The sequence below is a fragment of the Qipengyuania sp. GPGPB31 genome (genome assembly GCF_038396345.1).
Taxonomy (GTDB): domain Bacteria; phylum Pseudomonadota; class Alphaproteobacteria; order Sphingomonadales; family Sphingomonadaceae; genus Qipengyuania; species Qipengyuania citrea.
The window spans coordinates 1,988,486-2,011,166 of record NZ_CP149572.1; the positions used below are offsets into that span (position 1 = coordinate 1,988,486).

General features: G+C 64.7%; 25 protein-coding genes. 6 read left to right on the plus strand and 19 right to left on the minus strand.

The genetic code is table 11. The features are described from left to right. Positions 1 to 432: 432 nt before the first annotated feature. Both WKH79_RS09955 and WKH79_RS09960 read right to left on the minus strand, forming a co-directional pair. A protein-coding gene (locus tag WKH79_RS09955; RefSeq protein WP_341858767.1) for an IS3 family transposase occupies positions 433 to 1,604 on the minus strand; the annotation gives its coding sequence in 2 pieces (ribosomal slippage) (positions 433 to 1,352 and positions 1,352 to 1,604; 1,173 coding nt in all). A 481-nt stretch (positions 1,605 to 2,085) separates the two neighbouring features. Continuing rightward, positions 2,086 to 2,691: an outer membrane beta-barrel protein gene (locus WKH79_RS09960; RefSeq protein ID WP_341858768.1), complete on the minus strand. Its 606-nt coding sequence runs from the start codon at positions 2,689 to 2,691 to the stop codon at positions 2,086 to 2,088. 198 nt (positions 2,692 to 2,889) lie between these two features. Between WKH79_RS09960 and WKH79_RS09965 the strand changes: the two genes are divergently transcribed. Further along, on the plus strand, positions 2,890 to 3,561 hold the full coding sequence (locus tag WKH79_RS09965) for an SDR family NAD(P)-dependent oxidoreductase (RefSeq protein WP_341858769.1): 672 nt from the start codon (positions 2,890 to 2,892) through the stop codon (positions 3,559 to 3,561). A gap of 1 nt (position 3,562) precedes the next feature. Here the strand turns inward: WKH79_RS09965 and WKH79_RS09970 are convergent, their stop codons facing one another. Then, complete coding sequence (locus tag WKH79_RS09970) at positions 3,563 to 5,824, minus strand: NADP-dependent malic enzyme (protein WP_341858770.1); 2,262 nt, start codon at positions 5,822 to 5,824, stop codon at positions 3,563 to 3,565. Positions 5,825 to 5,938: 114 nt separating this feature from the next. On the opposite strand from WKH79_RS09970, the gene mutS reads away from it, so the two are divergent. From mutS to WKH79_RS09985, 3 genes are read left to right on the plus strand one after another with little or no spacing between them, the layout of a single operon-like run. Then, positions 5,939 to 8,563, plus strand: a complete 2,625-nt coding sequence (gene mutS / locus WKH79_RS09975; protein WP_341858771.1) for a DNA mismatch repair protein MutS — start codon at positions 5,939 to 5,941, stop codon at positions 8,561 to 8,563. 46 nt (positions 8,564 to 8,609) lie between these two features. Continuing rightward, on the plus strand, positions 8,610 to 8,993 hold the full coding sequence (locus WKH79_RS09980) for a hypothetical protein (RefSeq protein ID WP_341858772.1): 384 nt from the start codon (positions 8,610 to 8,612) through the stop codon (positions 8,991 to 8,993). 37 nt (positions 8,994 to 9,030) lie between these two features. Continuing rightward, a complete protein-coding gene (locus WKH79_RS09985; protein ID WP_050600469.1) occupies positions 9,031 to 9,441 on the plus strand; it encodes a DUF202 domain-containing protein in 411 nt (136 codons plus the stop codon). Between the two features lie 14 nt (positions 9,442 to 9,455). Here WKH79_RS09985 and WKH79_RS09990 read toward each other — a convergent pair whose 3' ends face one another. From WKH79_RS09990 to gluQRS, 5 genes are all read right to left on the minus strand, one after another. Next, positions 9,456 to 9,803 carry a hypothetical protein gene (locus WKH79_RS09990; protein ID WP_341858773.1) on the minus strand — a complete coding sequence of 116 codons (348 nt, stop codon included), beginning with the start codon at positions 9,801 to 9,803 and terminating at the stop codon, positions 9,456 to 9,458. Between the two features lie 255 nt (positions 9,804 to 10,058). Continuing rightward, a complete protein-coding gene (locus WKH79_RS09995; protein WP_341858774.1) occupies positions 10,059 to 10,931 on the minus strand; it encodes a 3-hydroxyacyl-CoA dehydrogenase NAD-binding domain-containing protein in 873 nt (290 codons plus the stop codon). 67 nt (positions 10,932 to 10,998) lie between these two features. Beyond that, positions 10,999 to 11,577 (minus strand): cob(I)yrinic acid a,c-diamide adenosyltransferase, encoded by a 579-nt coding sequence (locus tag WKH79_RS10000; RefSeq protein ID WP_341858775.1) that lies wholly within the window; start codon positions 11,575 to 11,577, stop codon positions 10,999 to 11,001. Between the two features lie 16 nt (positions 11,578 to 11,593). Then, entirely contained in the window at positions 11,594 to 11,824 is a 231-nt protein-coding gene (locus tag WKH79_RS10005) for an HIG1 domain-containing protein (protein ID WP_050600473.1), read from the minus strand. A gap of 12 nt (positions 11,825 to 11,836) precedes the next feature. Then, positions 11,837 to 12,667, minus strand: a complete 831-nt coding sequence (gene gluQRS / locus WKH79_RS10010; RefSeq protein ID WP_341858776.1) for a tRNA glutamyl-Q(34) synthetase GluQRS — start codon at positions 12,665 to 12,667, stop codon at positions 11,837 to 11,839. Between the two features lie 127 nt (positions 12,668 to 12,794). Here gluQRS and WKH79_RS10015 point away from each other — a divergent pair, with 127 nt between their 5' ends. Beyond that, entirely contained in the window at positions 12,795 to 13,403 is a 609-nt protein-coding gene (locus WKH79_RS10015) for an HNH endonuclease (protein ID WP_050600475.1), read from the plus strand. A 48-nt stretch (positions 13,404 to 13,451) separates the two neighbouring features. Here the strand turns inward: WKH79_RS10015 and kynU are convergent, their stop codons facing one another. The 7 genes from kynU to dksA all read right to left on the minus strand — a co-directional run bounded on the left by kynU (position 13,452) and on the right by dksA (position 19,008). Beyond that, entirely contained in the window at positions 13,452 to 14,669 is a 1,218-nt protein-coding gene (gene kynU, locus WKH79_RS10020) for a kynureninase (protein WP_341860112.1), read from the minus strand. Between the two features lie 4 nt (positions 14,670 to 14,673). Then, positions 14,674 to 15,324 (minus strand): arylformamidase, encoded by a 651-nt coding sequence (kynB, locus tag WKH79_RS10025; RefSeq protein ID WP_341858777.1) that lies wholly within the window; start codon positions 15,322 to 15,324, stop codon positions 14,674 to 14,676. Next, positions 15,321 to 16,112 (minus strand): tryptophan 2,3-dioxygenase family protein, encoded by a 792-nt coding sequence (locus WKH79_RS10030; protein ID WP_341858778.1) that lies wholly within the window; start codon positions 16,110 to 16,112, stop codon positions 15,321 to 15,323. Before WKH79_RS10030 ends, kynB begins: the two co-directional genes overlap by 4 nt. Positions 16,113 to 16,148: 36 nt before the next feature. Further along, entirely contained in the window at positions 16,149 to 16,565 is a 417-nt protein-coding gene (locus tag WKH79_RS10035) for a DUF4112 domain-containing protein (protein ID WP_050600478.1), read from the minus strand. 6 nt (positions 16,566 to 16,571) lie between these two features. Continuing rightward, positions 16,572 to 18,032, minus strand: a complete 1,461-nt coding sequence (locus WKH79_RS10040) for a peptide ABC transporter substrate-binding protein (RefSeq protein ID WP_341858779.1) — start codon at positions 18,030 to 18,032, stop codon at positions 16,572 to 16,574. 43 nt (positions 18,033 to 18,075) lie between these two features. After that, entirely contained in the window at positions 18,076 to 18,450 is a 375-nt protein-coding gene (locus WKH79_RS10045; protein ID WP_050600479.1) for a PilZ domain-containing protein, read from the minus strand. Positions 18,451 to 18,552: 102 nt separating this feature from the next. After that, complete coding sequence (dksA, locus tag WKH79_RS10050; RefSeq protein WP_050600480.1) at positions 18,553 to 19,008, minus strand: RNA polymerase-binding protein DksA; 456 nt, start codon at positions 19,006 to 19,008, stop codon at positions 18,553 to 18,555. 287 nt (positions 19,009 to 19,295) lie between these two features. On the opposite strand from dksA, the gene WKH79_RS10055 reads away from it, so the two are divergent. After that, positions 19,296 to 19,625, plus strand: a complete 330-nt coding sequence (locus tag WKH79_RS10055) for a sel1 repeat family protein (protein WP_050600506.1) — start codon at positions 19,296 to 19,298, stop codon at positions 19,623 to 19,625. 3 nt (positions 19,626 to 19,628) lie between these two features. Here the strand turns inward: WKH79_RS10055 and WKH79_RS10060 are convergent, their stop codons facing one another. The 4 genes from WKH79_RS10060 to WKH79_RS10075 are packed head-to-tail and all read right to left on the minus strand — an operon-like array spanning position 19,629 to position 22,612. After that, positions 19,629 to 20,777: a GNAT family N-acetyltransferase gene (locus WKH79_RS10060; protein ID WP_050600481.1), complete on the minus strand. Its 1,149-nt coding sequence runs from the start codon at positions 20,775 to 20,777 to the stop codon at positions 19,629 to 19,631. Continuing rightward, complete coding sequence (locus WKH79_RS10065) at positions 20,774 to 21,544, minus strand: glycerophosphodiester phosphodiesterase family protein (RefSeq protein ID WP_063505016.1); 771 nt, start codon at positions 21,542 to 21,544, stop codon at positions 20,774 to 20,776. The genes WKH79_RS10060 and WKH79_RS10065 overlap by 4 nt, the downstream gene beginning before the upstream one ends. Next, positions 21,519 to 21,974 (minus strand): RidA family protein, encoded by a 456-nt coding sequence (locus WKH79_RS10070; protein ID WP_063505015.1) that lies wholly within the window; start codon positions 21,972 to 21,974, stop codon positions 21,519 to 21,521. Before WKH79_RS10070 ends, WKH79_RS10065 begins: the two co-directional genes overlap by 26 nt. Next, positions 21,971 to 22,612, minus strand: a complete 642-nt coding sequence (locus WKH79_RS10075; RefSeq protein WP_063505014.1) for a hypothetical protein — start codon at positions 22,610 to 22,612, stop codon at positions 21,971 to 21,973. Before WKH79_RS10075 ends, WKH79_RS10070 begins: the two co-directional genes overlap by 4 nt. Positions 22,613 to 22,681 lie beyond the last annotated feature (69 nt).

A 22,681-nucleotide genomic window follows, 5' to 3' on the forward strand; every position in this document is an offset into this window, starting at 1 on the left:
ATGGAATAGGGAGTGACCAACGTTGTGTTGCCTTCGGTGCGAGCGCAATTCAGGCCATAAGTGGTAGGTTCAACCCCAGTGTTGTGGCCAATCCATAGAGCCTGTTGACCAAAAACTATCAGTCCGACGTCGGCCCGGTTCGTGCATGGAGAATTCTACCGCAAAAGACATTTGTGAACGGTACTTTGTAGAGACACCTCGCCTCGATTCTGTCCGAAATTGTGACACCTACTTCGGACACCGAGAACGAAGGCGAAGAACTGACGGTGTGGAATGCGGACCCGCGCCTCCCTCTTTTCATCATATCTAACAGTTACTTGGGCAATCAGCGCGCATGGGACTCGCATTAGAGCCAATAATCAATCGAGGCCCGTACCTAAGGCCGCAGCGTCAGACAAACTGACGTGACCCCCAACGTTCCTCCAGATGCGATTAGAGCCGAGCCGCGTTGTTGCGCATGAGCGCGGTTGAAGCAATGGGCTGCGTATCGGAGCCTGTAGGGCGTAGCGAAGCAGGCCATTGCTTCTGCAGTTCGGCGGCGAACGCCGCCGGTGTTTCGTAGCCAAGGGACGAGTGTGGTCTCTCCCGGTTGTAGTCATCCACCCAGGCAGCGATCTCGACCCGGGCATGAGCCATGCTGAGGAACAGTGTCCCGTTGAGCAGCTCGTCGCGCATCCGGCCGTTAAAGCTCTCGCAGAAGCCGTTCTGCATCGGCTTGCCCGGCGCGATGTAATGCCATTCCACGCCCATCTCCCCGCACCATGCCAGCACCGCATTGCTGGTCAGCTCAGTGCCGTTATCGCTGACGATCATGCCGGGCTTGCCGCGCTCGGCGATCAGATCGGCTAGCTCACGCACGACACGGCGCCCGGAGATCGATGTGTCAGGCACTGCTGCCAGGCACTCTCTGGTCACATCATCGACGACATTGAGCACTCGCAACCGTCTTCCTGAAGCCATCTGATCATGCACAAAGTCCAGGCTCCAGCGCTCGTTCGACAGGGCCAGCACCGGGGCCGGAGCTCTGGTCCCGACAGCACGCTTGCGGCTGCGTCGTCGCCTGACAGCAAGCCCTTCCTCCTGATATAATCGCTGAGTCTTCTTCCGGTTGATCATCACGCCCTCCCGGCGCAGCAGGATATGCAGACGGCGATAGCCGAACCGGCGACGCTGGTTGGCCAGCTCGCGTAGCTTGTCTCTGAGCTCGGCATTATCGTCCCGCTTGGAACGATAATGCACACTCGTGCGATGGGCATCGATGACACGGCACGCCCGCCGTTCGCTCATCCCGTGGCAGGCCTGGAGATGAGCCACAGCTTCCCGCATAGCGGCGGGCGTCAGAACTTTTTTGCCAGACGATCCTTCAACGCAACGTTGTCCAGCATCGTATCGGCCAGCAGCCGCTTGAGCTTGGCGTTCTCGCCCTCAAGCTCCCTCAGCCGTCGGGCCTCGGACACCTCCAGCCCGCCATACTTGGCCTTCCAGTTGTAGATCGTCGCTTCCGACACGCCGTGCCGACGAGCAAGATCAGCGGTCTTCATCCCCGCCTCGGCCTCCTTCAACACGCCAATGATCTTCTCTTCGCTAAACCTCGTTCTCTTCATCTCGTCCGTCCTTCTATCAGGGCCGGACTCTAATCGAACTTGGAGGAAAATCAGGGGGTCACGTCAGGCTTCACCAAGGACGCTACGCTGATGCGGCGACTACAGCTGATTAGCCCAGCCGAGAAAGGCTCTCGGACGAAGGACACTGAGACAGGCGGAGTGGAGAACAGAAGCGCTGGATCGCCGACAATCTGAAATTTGAGCCTGCCGCCTGCTCTCGCTAAGGTGCATCGCGGCATTTGAGACAGGGGCGCCAATCACTTCAAAGATGAGAGAGCGCAGGCTGAGAAAAATCGAAATCCAAACGGTGATTGCCCGGTGATTGCTAGCCGCAAGAACGGAGCCCAAGAATCCCGTTTATAAAGTTTCAATTCAACATGTTGCTGTTTTCCTGCACTAAAATCTGGTACTTTCGCTTCCGCCGGAAATAGCACGAGGCCGCCAGGTCACCCGGACGGCCTCGCGGGTCAGAAGCTCTGCGTCAGAAACGCAGGCCGAGCCCGGCCACGACCTGGTCGGTCGTCGCGTCGCCGACATCGCCGCCGATGTCGTCATATTGCGACCGGCGGTATTCGAGCCGGCCTTCGAGTGGACCGGGCAGCTGGACCTGCAAGCCCCCGCCGAAGCGCAGCCCGTTGGCATTGTTGTCAAGATCGTCGAGCGAACCGGCGCTGGTAAAGGACTTGGTGTCGAGCGCGGTATAGCCGACCTTGCCATAGGCGGCGATGCCCGGCGTCACCGCGAAGCCGGCGCGGGCCCCGATGTAATACTGGCCGTCGGCATCGAGACCGTCACGGGCCCCGCCGAAGCTGTCGGGGAACTCTGTCGAGCCGCCGCTGGTCGACAGTTCGCCTTCGACGCCGATGAAAGCGCTGCCGAGCGAGAGGTCGTAGCCGGCGGTAATGCCATAGACTGCCGAATCGGCATCGGCGCTCACGCTGCCGTCGCCCGAATCGACATTGAGTCCCTCGTAGCCGGCCAGCGCACCGACGTAGAAGCCGCCCGGGGCCACGTTCTGCGCCTGTGCCATTGCGGGGGTGGCAAGCATGCCCGCGGCGATTGCGACCGTTGCGATTGTCTTTTTCATCTTGTTATCCTTTCGCGTGCGCTTGAATGCACGTCGGCGGCGGTTGGCGAAGCCGCGCTTGCGCCCCGCTGAACCAATCGGCGGCCCGGGGCCTGCCAGCGATGGTGCGGGCACTTATTCGACCAGCGGCTTTGCCAATCCCACCAATGGCAGGCTAGCCGGGACCCGAAGAAGAGAGAGCCGATGGAGGATATGGCGATGGCAGACAGGACGATTTTCATTCTCGGGGCATCGCGCGGTATCGGGCTTGGCTTTGTGAAGGAGTTCCTTGCGCGCGGATGGCAGGTTGTCGCGAGCGAGCGTTCGCGCAGCGACGCGTTGCACGCGCTGGAAAGCGAGGCGCTGCGCATCGTGAGCTGCGACGTCACCCGTCCTGACAGCTACGCCGATCTCGGCTTCGAGGATGGGCAGTTCGATGCGCTGGTGATCAACGCAGGCGTTACCGGCGCGCTCCACCAGGATGCGATGCAGGCGACTGCCGACGAGGTGGCGGACGTGATGGTGACGAATGCCTTCGGCCCCGCGCGCGCGGCGCGGACGCTGCTGCCCGCGCTCAGGGACGGCGGGACACTGGCGGTCATGTCGTCGCTGATGGGATCGATCTCCGACAGCTCGGGCGGGTACGACCTGTACCGCACCAGCAAGGTTGCGCTGAACATGCTCGCCAAGGGCGTGGCCGAACAACACGCCGCCGCACGCGGCATCGCCGTGCTGGCGCTGCACCCGGGCTGGGTCCAGACCGACATGGGCGGGCCGCAGGCCAAGCTGACCATCGACGAGAGCGTCAACGGCCTCGCAGACGTCCTCGAGGGCGCGAGCGGCGCCAGCTTCCGCTTCGTCGACTACAAGGGCGACGAACTGGCGTTCTAGCCTATCCGACCACCCCGGCGCTGGCGAGCACCGCCAGCGTCAGCACATCGGGCGCAATGGCGGTCATCGGCGCGATCTGGACCGGCTTTTCCGAGCCGATCATCAGTGGCCCGATAGTCGTTTCGCCGCCCAGTTCGCGCAGCAGCTTGGCCGACAGGTTGGCCGACTGCAGGCCCGGCATGATCAGCACATTGGCCGGACCCGACAGGCGGCTGAAGGGATAGAGCGCCATGACCTTGGGATTGAGCGCCGCGTCGGGGGCCATTTCGCCTTCATATTCGAAATTCACCGAATCGTCGGCATCGAGCAGCGCCACCGCATCGCGGATATTGCCCAGCCACTGGCCCGACGGATTGCCGAAGGTCGAATAGGACAGGAAGGCAACACGCGGTTCGTGCCCCATGCGCCGCGCGACCGCCGCGGTCTCGCGCGCGATGTATGCGAGTTCGCCCGCCGAGGGACGCTCGTTCATCGTGGTGTCGGCGAGGAAACTGGTGTGGTTCTTGCCCACCATCATGTGGATTCCGAAAGGCGTCGCACCCGGTTTCGCATCGAGCACGCGGCCCACCTCGCGCGCAGTCTGGCTGAAGGTACGGGTCAGGCCGGTGATCATGCCCTCGCCATGCCCCAGCGCGACCAGCAGCGCTGCGAAGACGTTGCGTTCCTGGTTGACCATGCGGGCGACGTCGCGCTCGGTATACCCGCGCCGCTGCAAGCGCTTGTACAGATAGTCGACCATCGCCGGGACCTTGTCCGACACGTTCGAATTCTCGATGATCCAGTCATCGGGATCGTCGACTGCCAGTTCGCGCAGCTTCTCGAGGACCTTTTCGGTCCGACCGACCAGGATCGGCTCGCCGTAACCGAATTCGCGGTACTGGATGGCGGCGCGCAGCGCGACGTCTTCCTCCGCCTCGGCAAAGACCATCGGCTTGGGATTGGCGCGGGCGAGGTCGTAGATATTGGTCAGCGCCGCGGTCGTCGGGTTGAGCCGCGCCTTGAGCTTGTGGCGATACTCGTCGAAATCGGCGATCGGCGCCTGCGCCACGCCGCTGTCCATCGCCGCCTTGGCCACCGCGCTGGAAACGACTTCCATCAGCCGCGGGTCGAACGGGGCGGGAATGATGTAATTCTCGCCGAACTGGTGCGTCACGCCGTAGGCGGCCGCCACTTCCTCGGGCACGCGTTCACGCGCGAGTTCGGCAATGGCCCGCGCTGCGGCAATCTTCATTTCCTCGTTGATCGCGGTTGCCTGCACGTCGAGCGCACCGCGGAAAATGAACGGAAACCCGAGCACGTTGTTGACCTGGTTGGGGTAGTCGCTGCGCCCGGTGGCGATGATCGCATCGGGGCGCACCGCCTTGGCTTCCTCGGGCATGATCTCAGGCACCGGGTTGGCCATGGCGAAGATGATCGGTTTGTCCGCCATGTGCTCAACCCATTCGGGCTTGAGCGCACCCGCCGCCGAGAGCCCGAGGAAGATATCCGCGCCGTTGAGCGCTTCTTCGAGGCTGGTGGCTGCGGTCTCGACACCATGCGCGCTCTTCCACTGGTCCACATTGTCGCGTCCCGGGGTGATCGGGCCCGACCGGTCGCACACGATCACGTTTTCGTGCCGCACACCCATGGCCTTGATCAGCGCGGTGCAGGCGAGCGCGCTCGCCCCCGCGCCGTTGACCACCATCTTCACATCCTGGAGGTCGCGCCCGGTGAGATGGCATGCATTGATCAGGCCGGCCGCCGCGATGATCGCGGTGCCGTGCTGGTCGTCATGCATCACGGGAATGTTCATCCGCTCGCGCAGTGCCTGCTCGATGATGAAGCATTCGGGCGCGGCGATGTCTTCCAGATTGATGCCGCCGAAGGTGGGCTCCATCAGGGCCACCGCCTCGATGAACTTGTCCGGGTCTTCGGTATCGAGTTCGAGATCGATCGAATCGACGTCGGCGAAGCGCTTGAAAAGCACCGCCTTGCCTTCCATCACCGGCTTCGACGCCAGCGCGCCGAGATTGCCGAGACCGAGGATGGCGGTGCCGTTGGAAATGACAGCCACGAGATTGGACCGCGCGGTATAGCGCGCCGCATCCGCAGGATTGGCCGCAATCGCTTCCACCGGAGCAGCGACGCCGGGCGAATAGGCCAGGCTGAGGTCGCGCTGGCTGCCCATCGGTTTCGAGGCGATAATCTCGATCTTACCGGGGCGGATCGTCTCGTGGTAGAACAGCGCCTCACGCGTGGTGAATGCGGATTTCTCGTCGGCCATGTGTATCCTCGTGTCGCTGCGGCTCGCCCCTAACCGCTCACGCGGCGAAGTCATAGGGGAAAGGGTGCCCCGGGCGACTCCCGAGATCGGCGGCGGCCCCGCTAGGCCCGCTTCATGTCTGGCAAGCCCACTCCGATGATGCAGCAATATCTCGCGCTCAAGCGCGAGGCAGGCGACGCGCTGCTGTTCTACCGCATGGGCGATTTCTTCGAACTGTTCTTCGAGGACGCCCGGGTCGCCGCCGGCGTGCTCGACATCGCGCTGACCACGCGCGGCGAACATGACGGCGAACCCGTGCCGATGTGCGGGGTGCCCGTGCATGCCGCCGAGGGCTATCTCGCACGGCTAATCAAGGGCGGCTGCCGGGTCGCGATCGCCGAACAGACAGAAACGCCCGACGAGGCCAAGGAACGCGCACGGCGCGAGGGCACCCCCGTCTCCAAAAGCCTCGTCGCGCGCGATATCGTGCGGTTCGTCACTGCGGGGACGCTGACCGAGGAAGCGCTGCTCGAACCGCGCCGCGCGAATCTGCTGGTGGCGGTGGCTCCGCTGCGCGACAGCGTCGGGCTGGCGGCATGCGATATCTCGACCGGACGCATGGAGCTGGAGGAATGCCCGATCGCCGCGCTTGATGCAGCGCTAGCGCGACTGGGCGCAAGCGAGTTGCTCGCCCCCGATGACTGGCCGGATGCCCCAGCCGACATCATCGCCCGGCCGCGCAGTGATTTCCGCAGCGAAGACGGCGAATCCCGCCTCAAGACGATCCACCAGATCGCCACGCTCGATGGACTGGGCGACTTCTCGCGCCCCATGCTTGCTGCAGCGGCCGGGCTGATCGCCTATCTCGAGCATGCAGGACGCGGCACGCTGCCCTTCCTCCTGCCCCCGGTCGCACGCGGCAGCGGAGCCCATCTCGCGATGGATGCAGCGACTCGCGCCAGTCTCGAGATTCTCGAAGCGCAGAATGGGGGGCGGGCCGGCAGCCTGATCGCCTGTATCGATCGCTGCGCCACGGGAGCAGGCGCGCGGCAGCTGGCCGAAGATCTGTCCGCCCCGCTTGCCGATCGCGCCGCCATCGAAGCCCGTCTTGCCAGCGTCCAGCATTTCCACAGCGACCCGCTATTCCGCGCGGACGTACGCGGCGTCCTGCGCCAGGCCCCCGATATCGGCCGCGCACTCGGACGGCTGGTCGCCGGGCGCGGCAGCCCGCGCGATCTGGGCCAGATCCGCGACGGCCTTGCCGAAGCACGACGGGTGCGCGACATGCTCAGCGCCAGCCCGGACCTTCCCGCACTGCTGGCGGACATGTGCGAGGCATTGGGGGGCCATGCTGCGCTGGTCGACCATCTGGCGCGCGCGCTGGTCCCCTCGCCGCCGACCGAACGCAGCCAGGGCGGTTTTATCGCTGCGGATTACGATCATGCGCTCGACAGCCTGCGCGAAACCAGCGGCAACGCCCGCAAGGCTATCGCCGCGCTCGAAGCCAGGTACCGCGATGAGACCGGTACGCCGTCGCTCAAGATCAAGCACAACAAGGTGCTCGGTTATTTCATCGAAGTGCCTGCCAAGCATGGCGACAAGCTGATGGCAGCGGACAGCGGTTTCACGCACCGCCAGACGATGGCCGGCGCCGTGCGGTTCAATTCGATCGGCCTGCACGAGGAAGCGACACGGATCGCCGAAGCGGGCGCGCATGCGGTGGCCGCCGAAGAAGCGCATTTCGAAACACTGGTCGGTGAAGTGATCGAAGCCCGCGAAGCGATCGCCGCCACCGCCGCCGCACTTGCGCGGATCGACGTGGCGGCCGCGCTTGCCGAACGCGCGGTAGAAGGAGACTGGGCGCGCCCCGAGATGCGCGACCAGCCCTGCCTCGAAATCGTCGGCGGCCGGCACCCGGTGGTCGAAGCCGCGCTGGCGAGGAGCGGCGAACGTTTCGTTGCCAATGATTGCACCCTGGCGCAGGCAAACCGCCTGTGGCTGATCGGCGGCCCCAACATGGGCGGCAAGTCAACCTTCCTGCGCCAGAACGCGCTGATCCTGATGCTGGCCCAGGCAGGCAGCTATGTCCCTGCAAATTCGGCCCGGGTCGGTTTGGCCGACCGATTGTTCAGCCGCGTCGGGGCAAGCGACAATCTGGCGCGCGGACGGTCCACGTTCATGGTCGAGATGGTCGAAACCGCGGCCATCCTCAGCCAGGCGACCGAACGCAGTTTCGTGATCCTCGACGAGGTCGGGCGCGGCACGAGCACCTATGACGGCATGGCGCTGGCCTGGGCGGTGGTCGAAGCGGTGCATGAACAGCTGCAATGCCGCTGCCTCTTCGCCACGCATTATCACGAGCTCAGCCGACTGGCCGAGACCTGCGACGCGTTGAGCCTGCATCATGTGCGGGCGCGCGAATGGAAGGGCGATCTCGTCCTGCTGCACGAATTGGCGACCGGCGCTGCCGATCGCAGCTACGGCCTGTCGGTCGCCAAGCTGGCCGGTGTGCCCGCACCGGTCATCAAGCGGGCCAAGGCAGTGCTCGACAAGCTCGAGAAGGGCCGCGAACAGACCGGCGGGCTCGGCGCCGGCCTTGGCGACCTGCCGCTTTTCGCAGTCACCGCGCAGGCAGAAGAAGCTCGGCCCGACCCGCTGCGCGAAGCGATCGAGCAGATCGACGTCGATGCCCTCTCGCCGCGCGAAGCGCTCGATACGCTCTACGCCTTGCAGACGACGGCCCGGGAAACGGACGCTTAACCGCCCTGCCCTATACCGGGGCGATGGATGACGGACTGCCCCCGGATTGCTCAAGAAACTGGCGCTCGTCGTCCTGTTTCTGATCGGCGTAGTGATCCTCGTCGGCGGGGAGAACGATCCCGGCGTGATAGCGCGTCTTAGCGACGCGCCGCCCGGGCAGGGCGAATTTGCGGATCGTGCGCCCGAGCCCTTGATCGATACGGATGTGCCCGCGCGGCGGGAGCAGCGGTCCTCGCAAGACGATGCGGCCCTGTCCGCATGGTATGCCGAAGATGCACCGACGGGGCCTGCAACACCCGAACCCTTCGTCCCCGAACCGTTCGATGACAGCTATCTGATAGAAGACGCCGAGCCCTTGGTAGGCGCGCGGCCCAGCCCGCTCCCCGGCCCGCCCGCGCGAGACGCCGAGCCGGTCGAGATCGTGAATTAGGATAGGAACCGCCCCCGCGATCCGCGATTGATATCTCATGGCTCAGGATGATCCCCCCGAAGATCCCGACAAGTCGACCGAGTGGGCCGAGGTCCGCACCGACCTTGCCGAGGATCGCAACATCATGGCGATGGAACGGACTTTCGCCGGCTGGATGCGCACTTCATTCGCTGCGATCGGTATCGGGCTGGGCTTCAAGGCGGTTTTCGGGGCGTTCGATCCGCCGTGGCTGGCCAAGGCGATCGCCACGATGTTCATTCTGGCCGGGGGGTGGCTGGCGATTACTGCCGAACGCCGTGCTTGCCACACGCTCGACAAGTTGCAGACGCACAAGTTCGAGGCCATCTCGACCCCGAACTTTCGTGCGCTTGCCTATGCCATCGCCGCCGGATCGCTCGTGCTTACCGCGGGGCTCTGGGTGCTGAACGACGGTGCCATCTCCGGATAGCGAGGCCGCCGGAATCAGCTGCCGTCGGATGGCAAATCGGGGTCGACCTTGGCCGATTTGCCGTATTTGTCCTCATTGTCGTCGTGGTTGTCCTCGCCGCGATAGGCCGACATGTCGATCCGGCCCGAGCTTTCCATGTCGCGCATGTGGTCGATCGTGTCCTGCGTTGAATCACCCATCAGGCCGCTCTTGTTGTCGCCCTTCGTGCTCTCGGTCGGCGACGATGTTTTGGTGGTGACCCCGCGGGCTTGCTCGGCCACTTCCTGTGCCTGCATGCGGTGATCGTCCTGCTCGTCATTGTGGGTTTCGGGCGCGAGGCCGGCCTGGCGCTGTTCCTGGCTGCTTACCTTCTTGTCGGTCATGCGTAGTCTCCTTTACCTGACCAACGGTGGGCGGGGCCGCGCGGTTCCTATGGAGGTCCGATGGTGGGGAGCAGCCAGCCCGTGTCCCGTCACGGATTCTCTTTGCGTGCGCTAGCGGCATCCGCCGCTATCTTGCTGCTGCACCAGCCCACACCCCCGCCCGGCCACCCATAAAATACCGTGCCGTGGGTGGCCGGGCGGGGGCGTGGGCTGGTGCCGAGAGGGCAGGACGGATGTCCTGACCGCACCCACAAACTATCTCGTCGGAACCGGCTCCTCGCCCGAGTAGTCGTAGAACCCGCGGCCCGTCTTGCGGCCAAGCCAGCCGGCTTCGACATATTTCACCAGCAGCGGCGCGGGGCGGTACTTAGCATCGCGGGTGGTCTTGTAGAGCACCATGATGATGTCGAGACAGGTATCCAGCCCGACGAAGTCGGCCAGTTGCAACGGGCCCATCGGGTGGTTGAGGCCGAGGCGGCAACCCTTGTCGATATCTTCGATCGCGGCGGTCGACTGGCCCAGCACGAACACCGCCTCGTTGATCATCGGCAGCAGGATACGATTGACGACGAAGCCGGGCTCGTCCTGCGACAGGACCACTTCCTTGCCCAGGCTCTCGGCAAAGGCGGTGGTGCGGTCGGTGGTCGCCTGCGCGGTCGCAAGGCCGGGGATGACCTCGATCAGCTTCATCACCGGCACCGGATTGAAGAAGTGCAGCCCGATAAAGCGCGCGGGATCAGGCGCATAATTTGCCATGCGCGTGATCGGGATCGAGCTGGTGTTCGAGGCCATGATGGCATCGGCGGCGAGGTACTGGCCAGCCTTCTCGAAGATCGCCTGCTTGATCGCTTCCTTCTCGGTCGCCGCCTCGATGATCAGGCTCGCGTCCTGCATCGGCGCGTAATCGGCGACCGGCGTGATGCGCTTCAGCGTCGCCTCGGCATCGGCGATCTCGATCTTGCCCTTGCCGACCAGCTTGCCCAGCGCCTTGTCGATCCCGGCGTGTGCCTGCTCGGCGACCTCTAGGCTGACATCGGCCAGCAGCACATCGATGCCGTTGGCGGCCACGGTCTGCGCTATTCCCGAACCCATCTGGCCCGCACCGATGATGGCAACCGTATTGTTCATCGAAATTTCCTTCGCGTCTGCAGCAACGGCGCTGCACTAGCGAAGCCGCAGGGCGCTGGCTAGCGCCTCAGCGGTTGGCGCCAGGCACCCACTTCACGTCGGCGCGGCCATCGTCATTGGCAACGCGCGCGAGTACGAACAGATAGTCCGACAGGCGGTTGATATAGGCCAGCGCGTGGCGGTTGGTCAGATGCTGCGCCGCCATCGCCGTCATCGCGCGTTCGGCGCGCCGGGCTGCAGCGCGGGCGACATGCAGCCGTGCGGCCCCTTCGCTCCCGCCGGGGAGCACGAAACTCGTCAGTGGTTCGAGCCGCGTATTGGCCTCGTCGATCGCCTGTTCGAGCCACACGGTCTGACCTGCAACTATCCGCAGCACCATTTCCGAAGGGGCGAAATCGTCATTGTCACCCGCCGGCGTCGCAATATCGGCGCCGAGGTCGAAGAGATCGTTCTGAATCCGGTACAACGGGGCCGCGAACGGAGTGTCCGCCAAGGTAACTGCGGCGAGGCCGAGCGCCGAATTGGCTTCGTCCACAGCCCCGATCGCTTCCATCCGGGTATCGTGCTTGGGCAGGCGCGAACCATCGACAAGACCCGTGGTCCCGTCGTCGCCGGTACGCGTGTAGATCTTGTTGAGCTTGACCACGCAGCGCTGCGCCGGATCAGTTCGCGATGGCGAGCAGGACGGCCACCACCACCACGGCCAGCGCCTGGTACTTGATCCGCGCGAACATCATCTTGTTCTGCGTCAGTTGCATGTCGGTCGCGTCGGTCTGCTCACCGCTCTCCAGGTCGATCTTGGTGCTCTTCATGAAGGCGACGATCCCGCGGATGAGCGAGGCCACCACAAGAACCATGAGGATGACGAGGAGAATGATGAGGAATGTGTTCATAGCCACACAGACTTAGGCACTCGCGAGCGAAATGCCACCCGGAAAACGGTGCAAGCGCAGTTGCTCTGCAAGCAACAGACCATCCTCACCCGCCTCCCGCCGATCGGCCAGCGAGGGCGAGCCGCGCCGCTTGGCGAGTTTCTGCCCGCTCGCATCCACCAGCAGCCGGTGATGGTGCCAGCGCGGTACGGGCAGACCCAGCAGCGCCTGCAGCAGGCGGTGGATCGGCGTCGCCGCAAACAGGTCCGCTCCGCGCGTCACCAGCGTCACGCCGTCGGCGGCATCGTCCAGCGTGGCGGCCAGATGATAGCTGGCCGGCGCGTCTTTGCGTACGATCACCACGTCGCCTGCCTTAAGCGGGTCGGCCCGCTGAACACCGGCCACCGCATCCTCCCATTCGAGTGGTCCGACATCGGCAAGAGCGCGGGCTATATCAAGCCGCAGCGCGGCTGGCTTGTCCGGCTCGGGCGGGCGGGTCTTGCAGGTTCCGGGATAGACCGCGCCTTGCGAGCCAATCCGCGGCCTCAGCGACTCGATCTCGGCGCGGGTGCAGGTGCAGCGATAAAGATATCCGCGCGCAAGCAGCTCCTGCGCGGCAGCGGCATAGGTCGCGAGCCGGGTCGATTGCGCGGGCACTTCTTCCCATTCGAGCCCGAGCCACGCGAGATCGCGGCGAAACGCTTCCGCCAATTCGGGGCGCGAGCGCGGACCGTCGATGTCTTCGATCCGCAGCAGGAAACGCCCGCCGGCCCGTTTCGCAAGATCATGCGCGACCACTGCCGAGTAGGCGTGGCCCAGATGCAACGGGCCATTCGGACTGGGGGCGAAGCGGGTTACGGTCATGCGGTCCTGGCGAGGTCAGCTCGAAACGGCGCGGGTTGCGGACAAGTTTGTGGATAGCCTGTCTGTAACAGGCTTGACGCTTTTCCTTGCAAGTGCATTTTCTAAGTCATCGGGGAGGAACGCACGAGTGTTCAGGGCCGAACTGCTTGAACGGGCCGCGAGGTTCCGCAGTAGCGAAGATGATCCGACGCGCAATCTGCAGTCGTGCCCTTCGCTCGTCCTCAATGCCGACTTCACGCCGCTATCCTATTACCCGCTCAGCCTGTGGCCGTGGCAGACCGCGATCAAGGCGATCTTTCTCGACCGGGTGGATGTGATCGCCACCTACGAGCGCGAGGTCCATTCGCCCTCGCTCGACATGAAGATCCCCAGCGTCATCGCGCTCAAGCAGTATGTGAAGCCCAGCGAGTTTCCCGCGTTCACGCGTTTCAACCTGTTCCTGCGCGACCGCTTCAGTTGCCAGTTTTGCGGGGCGATGAACAATCTGACCTTCGACCACGTCATCCCGCGCCGGCTGGGCGGCAAGACCACCTGGGAGAACATCGCCACCGCCTGCGCACCGTGCAACATGAAGAAGGGTGGCCGCACACCGAGGCAGGCGGGCATGCAGCTTGCCAGCGAACCGATCCGCCCAACCCATTGGCAGCTGCAGCAGCACGGCAAGATGTTCCCGCCCAACTATCTCCACGAAACATGGCGCGACTGGCTCTACTGGGATATCGAACTGGAGGCGTGAAGAAGCGGTCAGCTTGGCCGATCTCGCCAGGCTCCCAGAGCATGCGGATCAGGTCACCGCAGCTCGCTCGCGGAACTCGTCGCGCTGCCATTCGCCGCTTTCGAGCACTTCGGCAAGGTGCCGCGCGGCTTCGGCCATGTCCTCGAAGCGCAGATAGGCGGGCGCAAACCCGAAACGCAGGATATCGGGGTCGCGAAAATCGCCGATGACGCCGCGCGCGATCAGCGCCTGGCAGATCGCGTAAGCCTCTGCATGGCGGAACGACAGCTGGCTGCCACGCTGTGCAGGATCGGCAGGACTGACGAGATCGAGCGTGACACCGCGTTCGGCAAGGCACTGGCGGAAGAATTCGGAGAGCGCCTGCGATTTGACGTGGAGTCTCTCGACCCCGATTTCCCCGATCAGATCGACGCCCACTTCGAGCGCCGCAAGGCCGAGGATCGGCGGCGTTCCGCACTGGAGCCTGTCGATCCCCGGCGCGGGTTCGTAATCGTCGCTGAAGGCGAAGGGGGCGGCGTGCCCGAACCAGCCGGTGAGCGGCTGCCGCGCAGTTTGCAAGTGACGTTCGGCGACAAAGGCATAGGCCGGTGCGCCCGGCCCGCCATTGAAGTATTTGTAACCGCAACCAACCGCGAAATCGGCTCCGCACCCGCCAAGATCGACCGGCAGCGCGCCGCCCGAATGCGACAGGTCCCACAGCACCAGTGCTCCCGCTTCATGCGCCGCCCGGGTCATGGCGGCCATGTCGAACACTTCGCCAGTCTTGTAATGCGCGTGGGTCAGCAGCAGCAGCGCGACGTCCTCGTCCAGCGCGCAGGCGAGCTGTTCGCGCGGGGCCAGTCGCCGCTTGGCAAGGCCCTGCTTTTCCAGCCCCTCGATCATGTAGAGATCGGTCGGGAAATTGCCCGGCTCGCTCAGAACGGTCTTGCGGCCCGGGCGCATTTCAAGCGCCGCGGCAATCAGCTTGAACAGGTTCACACTGGTGGAATCGCAGGCAATGACCTCATGCGGTGATGCCCCGATCAGCGGCGCGATCTTGCCGCCGATCCGGAGCGGCCAATCGATCCAGTCGGCGGTGTTCCAGCTGCGGATAAGGCCCTCGCCCCACTCCTCGCGCACGACCTGTTCCATGCGAGCGGGCGTAGCTTTCGGCAGGCAGCCCAGCGAATTGCCATCGAGGTAGATGACGCCTTCGGGCACGATGAACCGATCGCGGAAGCCCGCCAGCGGGTCGCCAGCGTCGAGGATACGCGCGCGCGAATTCATCGGTTCATGCATCGGGCGACTCGCGCAGAATGGCGCGGGTCAGTCCGGCATCGCCGCCCGCTATCTTGAGTGGCAGCGCGATCAGTTCGTAACGCCCTTCAGGAACCCCATCGAGCACCAGCCCTTCGAGAATGCGCATGTCATGCTCCAGCACCGCCCGGTGGGCATCCATCGTCTTGCTGTCCTGCGGATCGACACTGGGCGCATCAGTCCCGACCAGCTTGACGCCCTGCAATGCGAGCCATTCGATCGCTTCGGCATCGATCGCGGTGAAGCTGGCGTCCCATTGCTCGTGGGGGAAGGTTTCGAACGTCCGGAACAACACGCGGTCGGCGCTTTCGATATGCGGCAGATCGCCGACCGAAACCCTGCCACCGGTGACCCGCGTCGCATCCACCACCAGGCATTCCCCGACGTAGGGATCGAGCGCAACGCTGGCGATATCGGGAGCGGAAGCAGAATAATGCAGCGGTGCATCGCCATGCGTGCCCGAATGCGTGCTCATGGTCATCCGCCCGACGTTGACGGGCGATCCATCCTCCATCTTCCATGTGCGATCAAATGCGAAAGCGGTGTCGCCCGGCCAGACGGGCAATCCGGGGCGCAGCGTCTGCGAGATGTCCCATATACGCCGGGGGCTTTTCCAGCTGCTCATAATGCGGTCCGCACGCTCAGGAGTTCGGGAAAGAAGGCGGCTTTCAGCACGCCCGCCAGATAGGGCACGCCGGGGGTGCCGCCTGTGCCTTTCTTGAAGCCGATGATCCGTTCCACCGTCTTGAGATGGCCGAAGCGCCAGCGCTGGAAATGATACTCCAGATCCACCAGCTTTTCGGCCAGTTCGTAGAGGTCCCAATAGGCTTGCGGATCGCGGTAGATCTCGGCCCATGCCGCCTCGACCGCGGGCGCATGCTCCCACGCCCTGGCCCGGTCGCGCTTGAGCACGCTGTCGGGAATGGCGAAGCCGCGCCGCGCCAGCAACGCAATCGCTTCGGCATAGATCGATTTGCGGGTGAGTTCCGCTTTCAGACCTTCGGCCACGTCGGGCGTCGCCTCGTGCATGTTGACCATGTCCGGATTGCGTCCGCCAAGGAGGAATTCCATCATCCGGTACTGCGCGCTCTGGAACCCGCTCGATCCGCCCAGGTGTGGCCGGATGGTCGAATAGTCATGCGGGGTCATCGTGCTGAGCACATCCCAGCTCTGGATCAGCTGTCCCTGCGCACGCGCCACGCGCGCGAGCATCTTGAAGGAGGGCCGCAGGTCGTCAGCCCGGATGCATGCGCGCGCCTTGGTCAGCTCGTGCAGGCACAGCTTGAGCCACAGCTCGCTCGCCTGGTGGACGATGATGAACAGCATCTCGTCATGCGCTTCGGACGCGGGATGCTGCGCCGCGAGAATGCGCTCGAGATCGAGGTAGCTGGAATAGGTAACATCGGATGCCATGCCCGCTGCCCTAGCGTGCATCGGTCACCGATGAAACTACCCCTCGATCACCTGCGTGTGCGGATGATGCTTGTCGAGGTGGCGTTTGACGATGCGCAGGTTCTTGGTGTTCGAGCGGTAGACCACGTCGAATGCATCACCGATGATCGGCACGGCGCCGACCGCGCTGTCGATGCCGATATTGCCGATCATGCGCCACAGCTTCCACCGCGGTAGGCCGAGGTTCTTGGCTTCCCACACGATGTAGCCCGCGAGCGCTGCCGTCACGATATCGCCGATGACGGGGACAAAGCCGATGATCGTATCGAGCCCGATCGGATATTTGGTCCCCGGTACGACAAGGCTGCGTTCGAGCAGGTGCTCCATCGCCTCGATACGCTTGCGGATCGACACCGGATCGGTGCCGGTCGGCAGTTCCATCCCCAGGGGACGCGGGCGGTCGCGATTGTCCATGGCGGGTTAGATGGGGGCCCGCGAGAGCGGGAACAAGGGATGGATGTTCCACGGGTTTTCGGCGAACGCCTCGATATCGGCGCGTACCAGCGACCAGCGGATCGGCGCGCCGAGCGGGATGTAGCGATTGGTGGCCAGCAAGGCGGCTTCGGCCTCGTAGAGATAGGACGCCGCCTCGACCCCGTCGCGCGCGTCCAGCGCCAGCGATACGAGATAATCGGCATCCTCGCTGCAGGCGCCCCGGCTTACCGCGCAGTTGAACTGGTTGAGGAACCAGCGCGGCGAGGCGTAGCGCGCCACGCGGTCGCGCAGCACGATATCGGCGGCGTCGGGTTCCGCCGCGCGCTGGGTCGACACGCCGATGGCGGCCAAGTTCTCGCTCAGCCCGTCAAACAGCAGGTCGGAGCCCGGCCCGCGCGGCAGATGGATGCGCAGCTGAGGCCCTTCGCCGCTGTCAGCGCGCCACCGGGCAACGCGCTGGCGGGCCTCGGTCCGACGCTGTTCCAGCGTCATCGCTTCCCAGCGTTCGGCGGGTGGCTGCGCAATCGTCGACAGCGCGACCGGGACGATCCGCGTCGATGCCGACCAGCCGCCGATATTGAACGGCTGCATCAGCGCTTCGCGGTCGATCGCCATGGCCAGCGCTTCGCGGTTGGCCGCGCTTCCCAGGAACCCCTCGGGGCGCCGGATCTCGAGACCGAACAGCCCGATTGCCGCATCGAGCCGCACATTGCCGCGCGACAACGGCCCGCTGTTGGCGAGCGGCAGCGAAGCCAGCCTTCCGCCGAGCACCAGGTCGAAGCGGGCCTGCGCGAAGCCCTCGGTCGCGTCCTCGGCATCGGTCGCATGGACCCGCAGCACGCGGATGGTGTCTTCCCATCCGGGCTGCTCGGGCAGGCCGCGCAATTCGGGCGGCAACGGCGCCAGCAGGCGCGAGCCGTCCTGCATGTCACCGCGCATGAGGCCGACGGGTTGATCGCCGAATTCGATGCCCAGTTCAGGCTGGGCAAGCAATTGCAGGAAATCGGGCATCGGACTGGTCAGCCGGATTTCGATCACCCGCCCGGTCATTGCGCGGATATCGCGGATCTTGGCGAGATCGAGCCCGAGCGTGGTGCCCTGCAATTGTCGCACACGTCGCTGGAGCGCATCGCGCACCGCCTGCGCCGTCAGCCGATCGCCGCCCGCGAGGTCGAATTCGTTGATCCGGAAGATGTAACTTGCGCCGCCATCGGTGACGATCCAGCGTTCGGCCACGCCCGGCACGACTTCGCCCCGCGGGTCGAGCCGCACCAGCCCGGTCGACAGCGCGCCGCGCACATGCTGGCCCGCATAGCCCAGCCGCACGCCCTGCGCTTCGAGTTCGGCAGGATCGGCAATGAAGGCGACATCCACCACCCCGTCGTCGCCGCCGGCGCTACAAGCGCCGAGCGCTGCGAACAGGAGTGCGAAAAGCCAAACGCGCATCATCGCCGGTTAGCAGGCTGCGCCTGCGGCGTCAGCCAGACAATTACAGTTTGCGCAGGCGGCGCTCGTCTTCGGAAAGCGGAGATGCGGCGGAGGTCGACCGCAGATAGGCGGGCGTATCGGTCTTGGTGCCCACCGGGGCACGCACGATCTTGGGGTCGATCTCGGTTTCGAAGGCGACTCCGAACCGGTCGTCCTGCGCCCAGGCGACATTGCCCTTGATCGTGCCGACATTGCGCAATTCGATGCCGACCCGGTCGCCGCGGGAAATCGCCATGCCGCCGGCTTCGGCCATCATCCCGCCAGCCGACAGATTGCGCACCTTGACGCGCACCGGTTCGGCCTGACCGTCGAGGGTCAGCTGCGCGAACAGAAACAGGCTGTCGCGACCAACATTGCGCGTATCGACCGAGGACATTGCTTGCGTCGTATCCCTAGATGCATTTCCCGGAACATCCACGATAGTCCCGGAACGGTCTGCACGCTAGGCTGGAGACCTAAAGAATCGGTTAGCGTGCGCTCAATCGTCGCGCGAGATCTTCTCGCGCCGTTCGTGCGCTTCCTGCGCTTCGACCGTCATGGTCGCCACCGGACGCGCGATCAGCCGCTTGAGCCCGATCGGATCACCGGTGACTTCGCACCAGCCATATTCGCCTTCGTCGATGCGCCGGAGCGCGGAATCGATCTTGGAGATGAGCTTGCGCTGGCGGTCGCGCGTGCGCAGTTCGATGCCCCAGTCGGTCTCGGACGAGGCACGGTCGTTGAGGTCGGGTTCGCGGATCGGACCGTCCTGAAGCGACTGCAACGTCTGCCCGGCCGCATCGTGGATCGATTTCTTCCACTCCAGCAACAATACGCGAAAATACTGCTGCTGCCGCTCGTTCATGTATTCTTCGGTATCGTCGGGAACGTAGTCGTCACCCACCGCAGCGCGTGCCTTGGCCAGCTTCCCGTTCTCATTTGCCACAGAGGCCATTGAGGACCCTCTTACCTGGTCGATTTAGACATCGGAACATGCCGCCCTGTCGGCCCGGATTTTTCCGGCGCTCCGAATGACCCGCTCGGCGCGTGCCTATAGGCAAGCGCCTGCGGGCACACAAGCGCCAATCCCGTACATCACCGAAATGCGTCCCACAGGACCGAAAACACGCCGCCAGCACCCGCGCCGCCCGGGAAAGAATCGCGAATTAACCATTTCTTGACCATAATTTGGCCAATTCTATCGCGTCCGGCACCTGAGCCGGTCTTGTTGGGGGAATGACCATGCAGCTGACCAGTATCGAAGGCGGCGGTGGCGAGATCATCCAGAGTGAAGACGGTGCGGCGCTGATCGCCGAATATCTGACCGAGTACGAAGGCGGCGCGATCGGTGCGCTCTACAGCCTAGGGGTGGCATTCTCGGCCGGCAGCAGCGGCGTGGAATGCGATCTGATCGAAGCGCACAAGTGGTTCAACATCGCGGCATCGAAGGGGCATGAGGAAGCCAGCTGGTGCCGTGCCGATATCGCCGAGGAAATGACCGCGCGCGAGATTGCCGAAGCCCAGCGCCGCGCGCGCGAATGGCTGGCCGACAGTAGCCGCAAAGCCGCCTGAGCGCTAATCTTTCCTGAACGGGGTCCGCGTCGCCAGATAGTTGCGATCGGCTGCAACACCCGCGCGCTCGCGTTCGAGAAAATCCTCTACCGCGCTGCGGAAACCGGCATCGGCGAACCAGTGCGCGGAAACCGTTTCCACCGGTTCATACCCGCGGGCCAGCTTGTGCCCACCCTGCGCGCCGGCTTCGACCCGCGCCAGTCCCAGTTCGATCGCTGCCTCGATCGCCTGATAATAGCACAATTCGAAATGCAGGAAGCGGATGTCGCGCGTGCAGCCCCAGTAACGGCCGTACAGCGCATCACCGCCGATGAAATTGAGCGCACCCGCCACCGGCTCGCCGTCCTGCAGTGCCAGCACCAGCAGGATCTTCTCCCCCATCCGTTCGCCCAGCAGATCGAAGGCCGCGCGGGTCAGATAGGGCGTTCCCCATTTTCGCGCGCCGGTGTCCTGGTAGAACGCCCAGAACGCATCCCAGTGTTCGGGCCGGATATCGCCGCCGCGCAGGTGGATGATGTCGACCTCTGCCTGCGCGGCGGCGCGCTCCTTGCGCAGGTCCTTGCGCTTGCGTGAGGCGAGCGTGGCGAGGAAATCGTCGAACCGGGCGAACCCGCGGTTGTGCCAATGGAACTGGATATCGCTGCGCAGCATCCATCCGGCCTCTTCGAACAGCGGATGCTGCGATGGTTCGATGAAGGTCGCATGCGCCGAAGAAAAACCGTTCTGGAGGCACAATTGTCCGGCAGCAGCCAGCAGCGGCGCAGCGAGCGCCTCATCCGAGAGGAGCAGCCGCGGGCCGGTAGCAGGCGTGAACGGGGCGGCGATCTGTAGCTTTGGATAATAGCTGCCCCCTGCCCTTTCATAGGCATCGGCCCAGCTATGATCGAAGACGTATTCGCCTTGGCTGTGCCCCTTCAGATAGGCGGGCATGGCGGCCAGCAGCGGGCCGTCCTGCGTACTGATAACCAGCGGTGCGGGCTGCCAGCCGGTGCCGGGACCGACGCTACCCGAATCTTCCAGCGCAGTCAGGAATTCATGGCTAACGAAGGGGTTGTCCGCTCCCGCCAGGGCGTTCCATTCGGCGCGCTCGAAAGCGCCGACCGAACCACTGACGCGGGCGGCCAGGTCGCCAGGCGTGCCAGCCTCGCTCATGCCACCCCCTCGCCCTCGGCGATCGGCGCATCGGCATGCAACGCCGCGATTTCGCATAACGCGGGTGTATCGACCGTCCAGGTCAGCACCGGCAGGCCGGCATCGCGCAACGCGGCGACCATCGGACTGGGCAGAGCCGCGACATGGTAGGCGATGAATTCAGGCCGCGCCGCCCGCACCACGAGCCGCCGCTGCCAGCCCTTTTGCGTCTGCCCCTTCTCGTCCTCGCGCATGACGAGGCCCTGCACCGTCTGCGGCGCATGCCGGCGGAACCAGCGCGAAACCCGTGGGTCGAAGCTCATCACCGCATGCGGCCCCGAATAGCCCGCGAGCGCATCGCGCACGGCTTCGCAGCTTTGCGCCACATCGTAGCGCCGGCGCGACTTGATCTCGATCAGCAGCGGCACCTGACCATCGACCAGCGCGAGCAGATCGTCGAGCCGGGCCAGCTTGTGTTCGGTATCGAGGAAGGCGAGCTGCGCCAGCTCTTCGGCCGAATATCCCGCCGTCGGACCGCTGACCCCGGTCAGCCGGTCGAGTTCCCAGTCGTGCATCAGGATTGCCGCATGGTCCTGGCTGCGCTGGATATCGCATTCGATACCCATTCCCCGCTCCATCGCTCCGGCAAAGGCGGCGAGCGAGTTCTCCGGCACGCCGTCGCTGTGGAGCCCGCGGTGGGCGTAGCTCCAGTCGCGCAGCCACCCGACCCGTGCCGGATCGGGTGAAGGCGCCAGATGACGATCAAGCCTTGAGAGCAACGATCGCATCGACCTCTACCGCGGCATTCAGCGGGAGCGCAGGCACGCCCACCGCGCTGCGCGCATGTTTGCCCGGATCACCGAACACTTCGTACATCAGGTCGGACGCGCCGTTGATGACCTTGGGCTGGTCGTAGAAGTCGGGCGTGCAGGCGACGAAGCCGCCGAGCTTGACGAAATGCGCCACCCGCTCGATCAGCCCGGCGGCTTCGAGCTGCGCCAAGATCATCAATCCGCAGGCCCGCGCGGCTTGCTGGCCCTGCTCGAGCGTGACGCCCTCGCCCAGCTTGCCGGTGACCAGTTCGCCATCGACGAAGGGCAGCTGGCCCGAAACGAAGGCAGTATGGCCATCGACCACCACCGGCTGGTAGCTGGCGACGGGGGCAGCGGCATGCGGAAGCGCGATGCCTCTCGCGCGGAGACGGTCGTGGATGCTCATGCGGGTTCCTTCTCGATTTCGCCCATCAGCCACGGCAGCGCTTCGTCCCAGCTATCGATGCGGGCGTCGGCGTGGCCGGCGGTATGCGCGCAATCGATATGCGGGGCGAGCAGCGGTTCGCCGCACAGATGGAGCGTGGTGATGTTCGCACCCGCCGGGCCAAGCGTTTCGCGGGCCGAGCGGTGATGCTGCGCCAGATCGTCGATGAAAACTGCCTTGCTCGGCCGGTATTCGTCGAGGATCGCCTGCAGCGCAGGACCCTTGGGGCCCTGGTTGGTGAACACGCGAGCGTCGAGCCCGTGGTCGATCAGCTGCGCCCGGCGCATTTCCTGGCGCTTGTCGACGAGATTGGTGAGGATCACGACATCGGCGTGTTCGCGCAGCGCGGCGATCCCTTCGATCGCGCCGGGGATCGGCGTCTGGCGATGCATTTCGGTATCGAAGAAGCCGCCCAGCTTGCGCCAGATTTCCTCGGGCGCGAGGATCTCGCCGCTGTCCTGCCAGCGCAGCGCCTGGGCGAAATCGTTGCCTTCCATGCGGAATTCGACGCCCTGCGTTTCGGCCAGCCAGTCGCGGAAGGGCGCGACCATGTAGAGCAGCACTTCGTCGCAGTCGGATATGATCAGTGGGCGGGTCATCTGGACAGCTCCCTGGCCGCAGCGACCAGCGTTTGGGGGTGGTGTCCAGCGCGTCGGCGGCCAGGACGA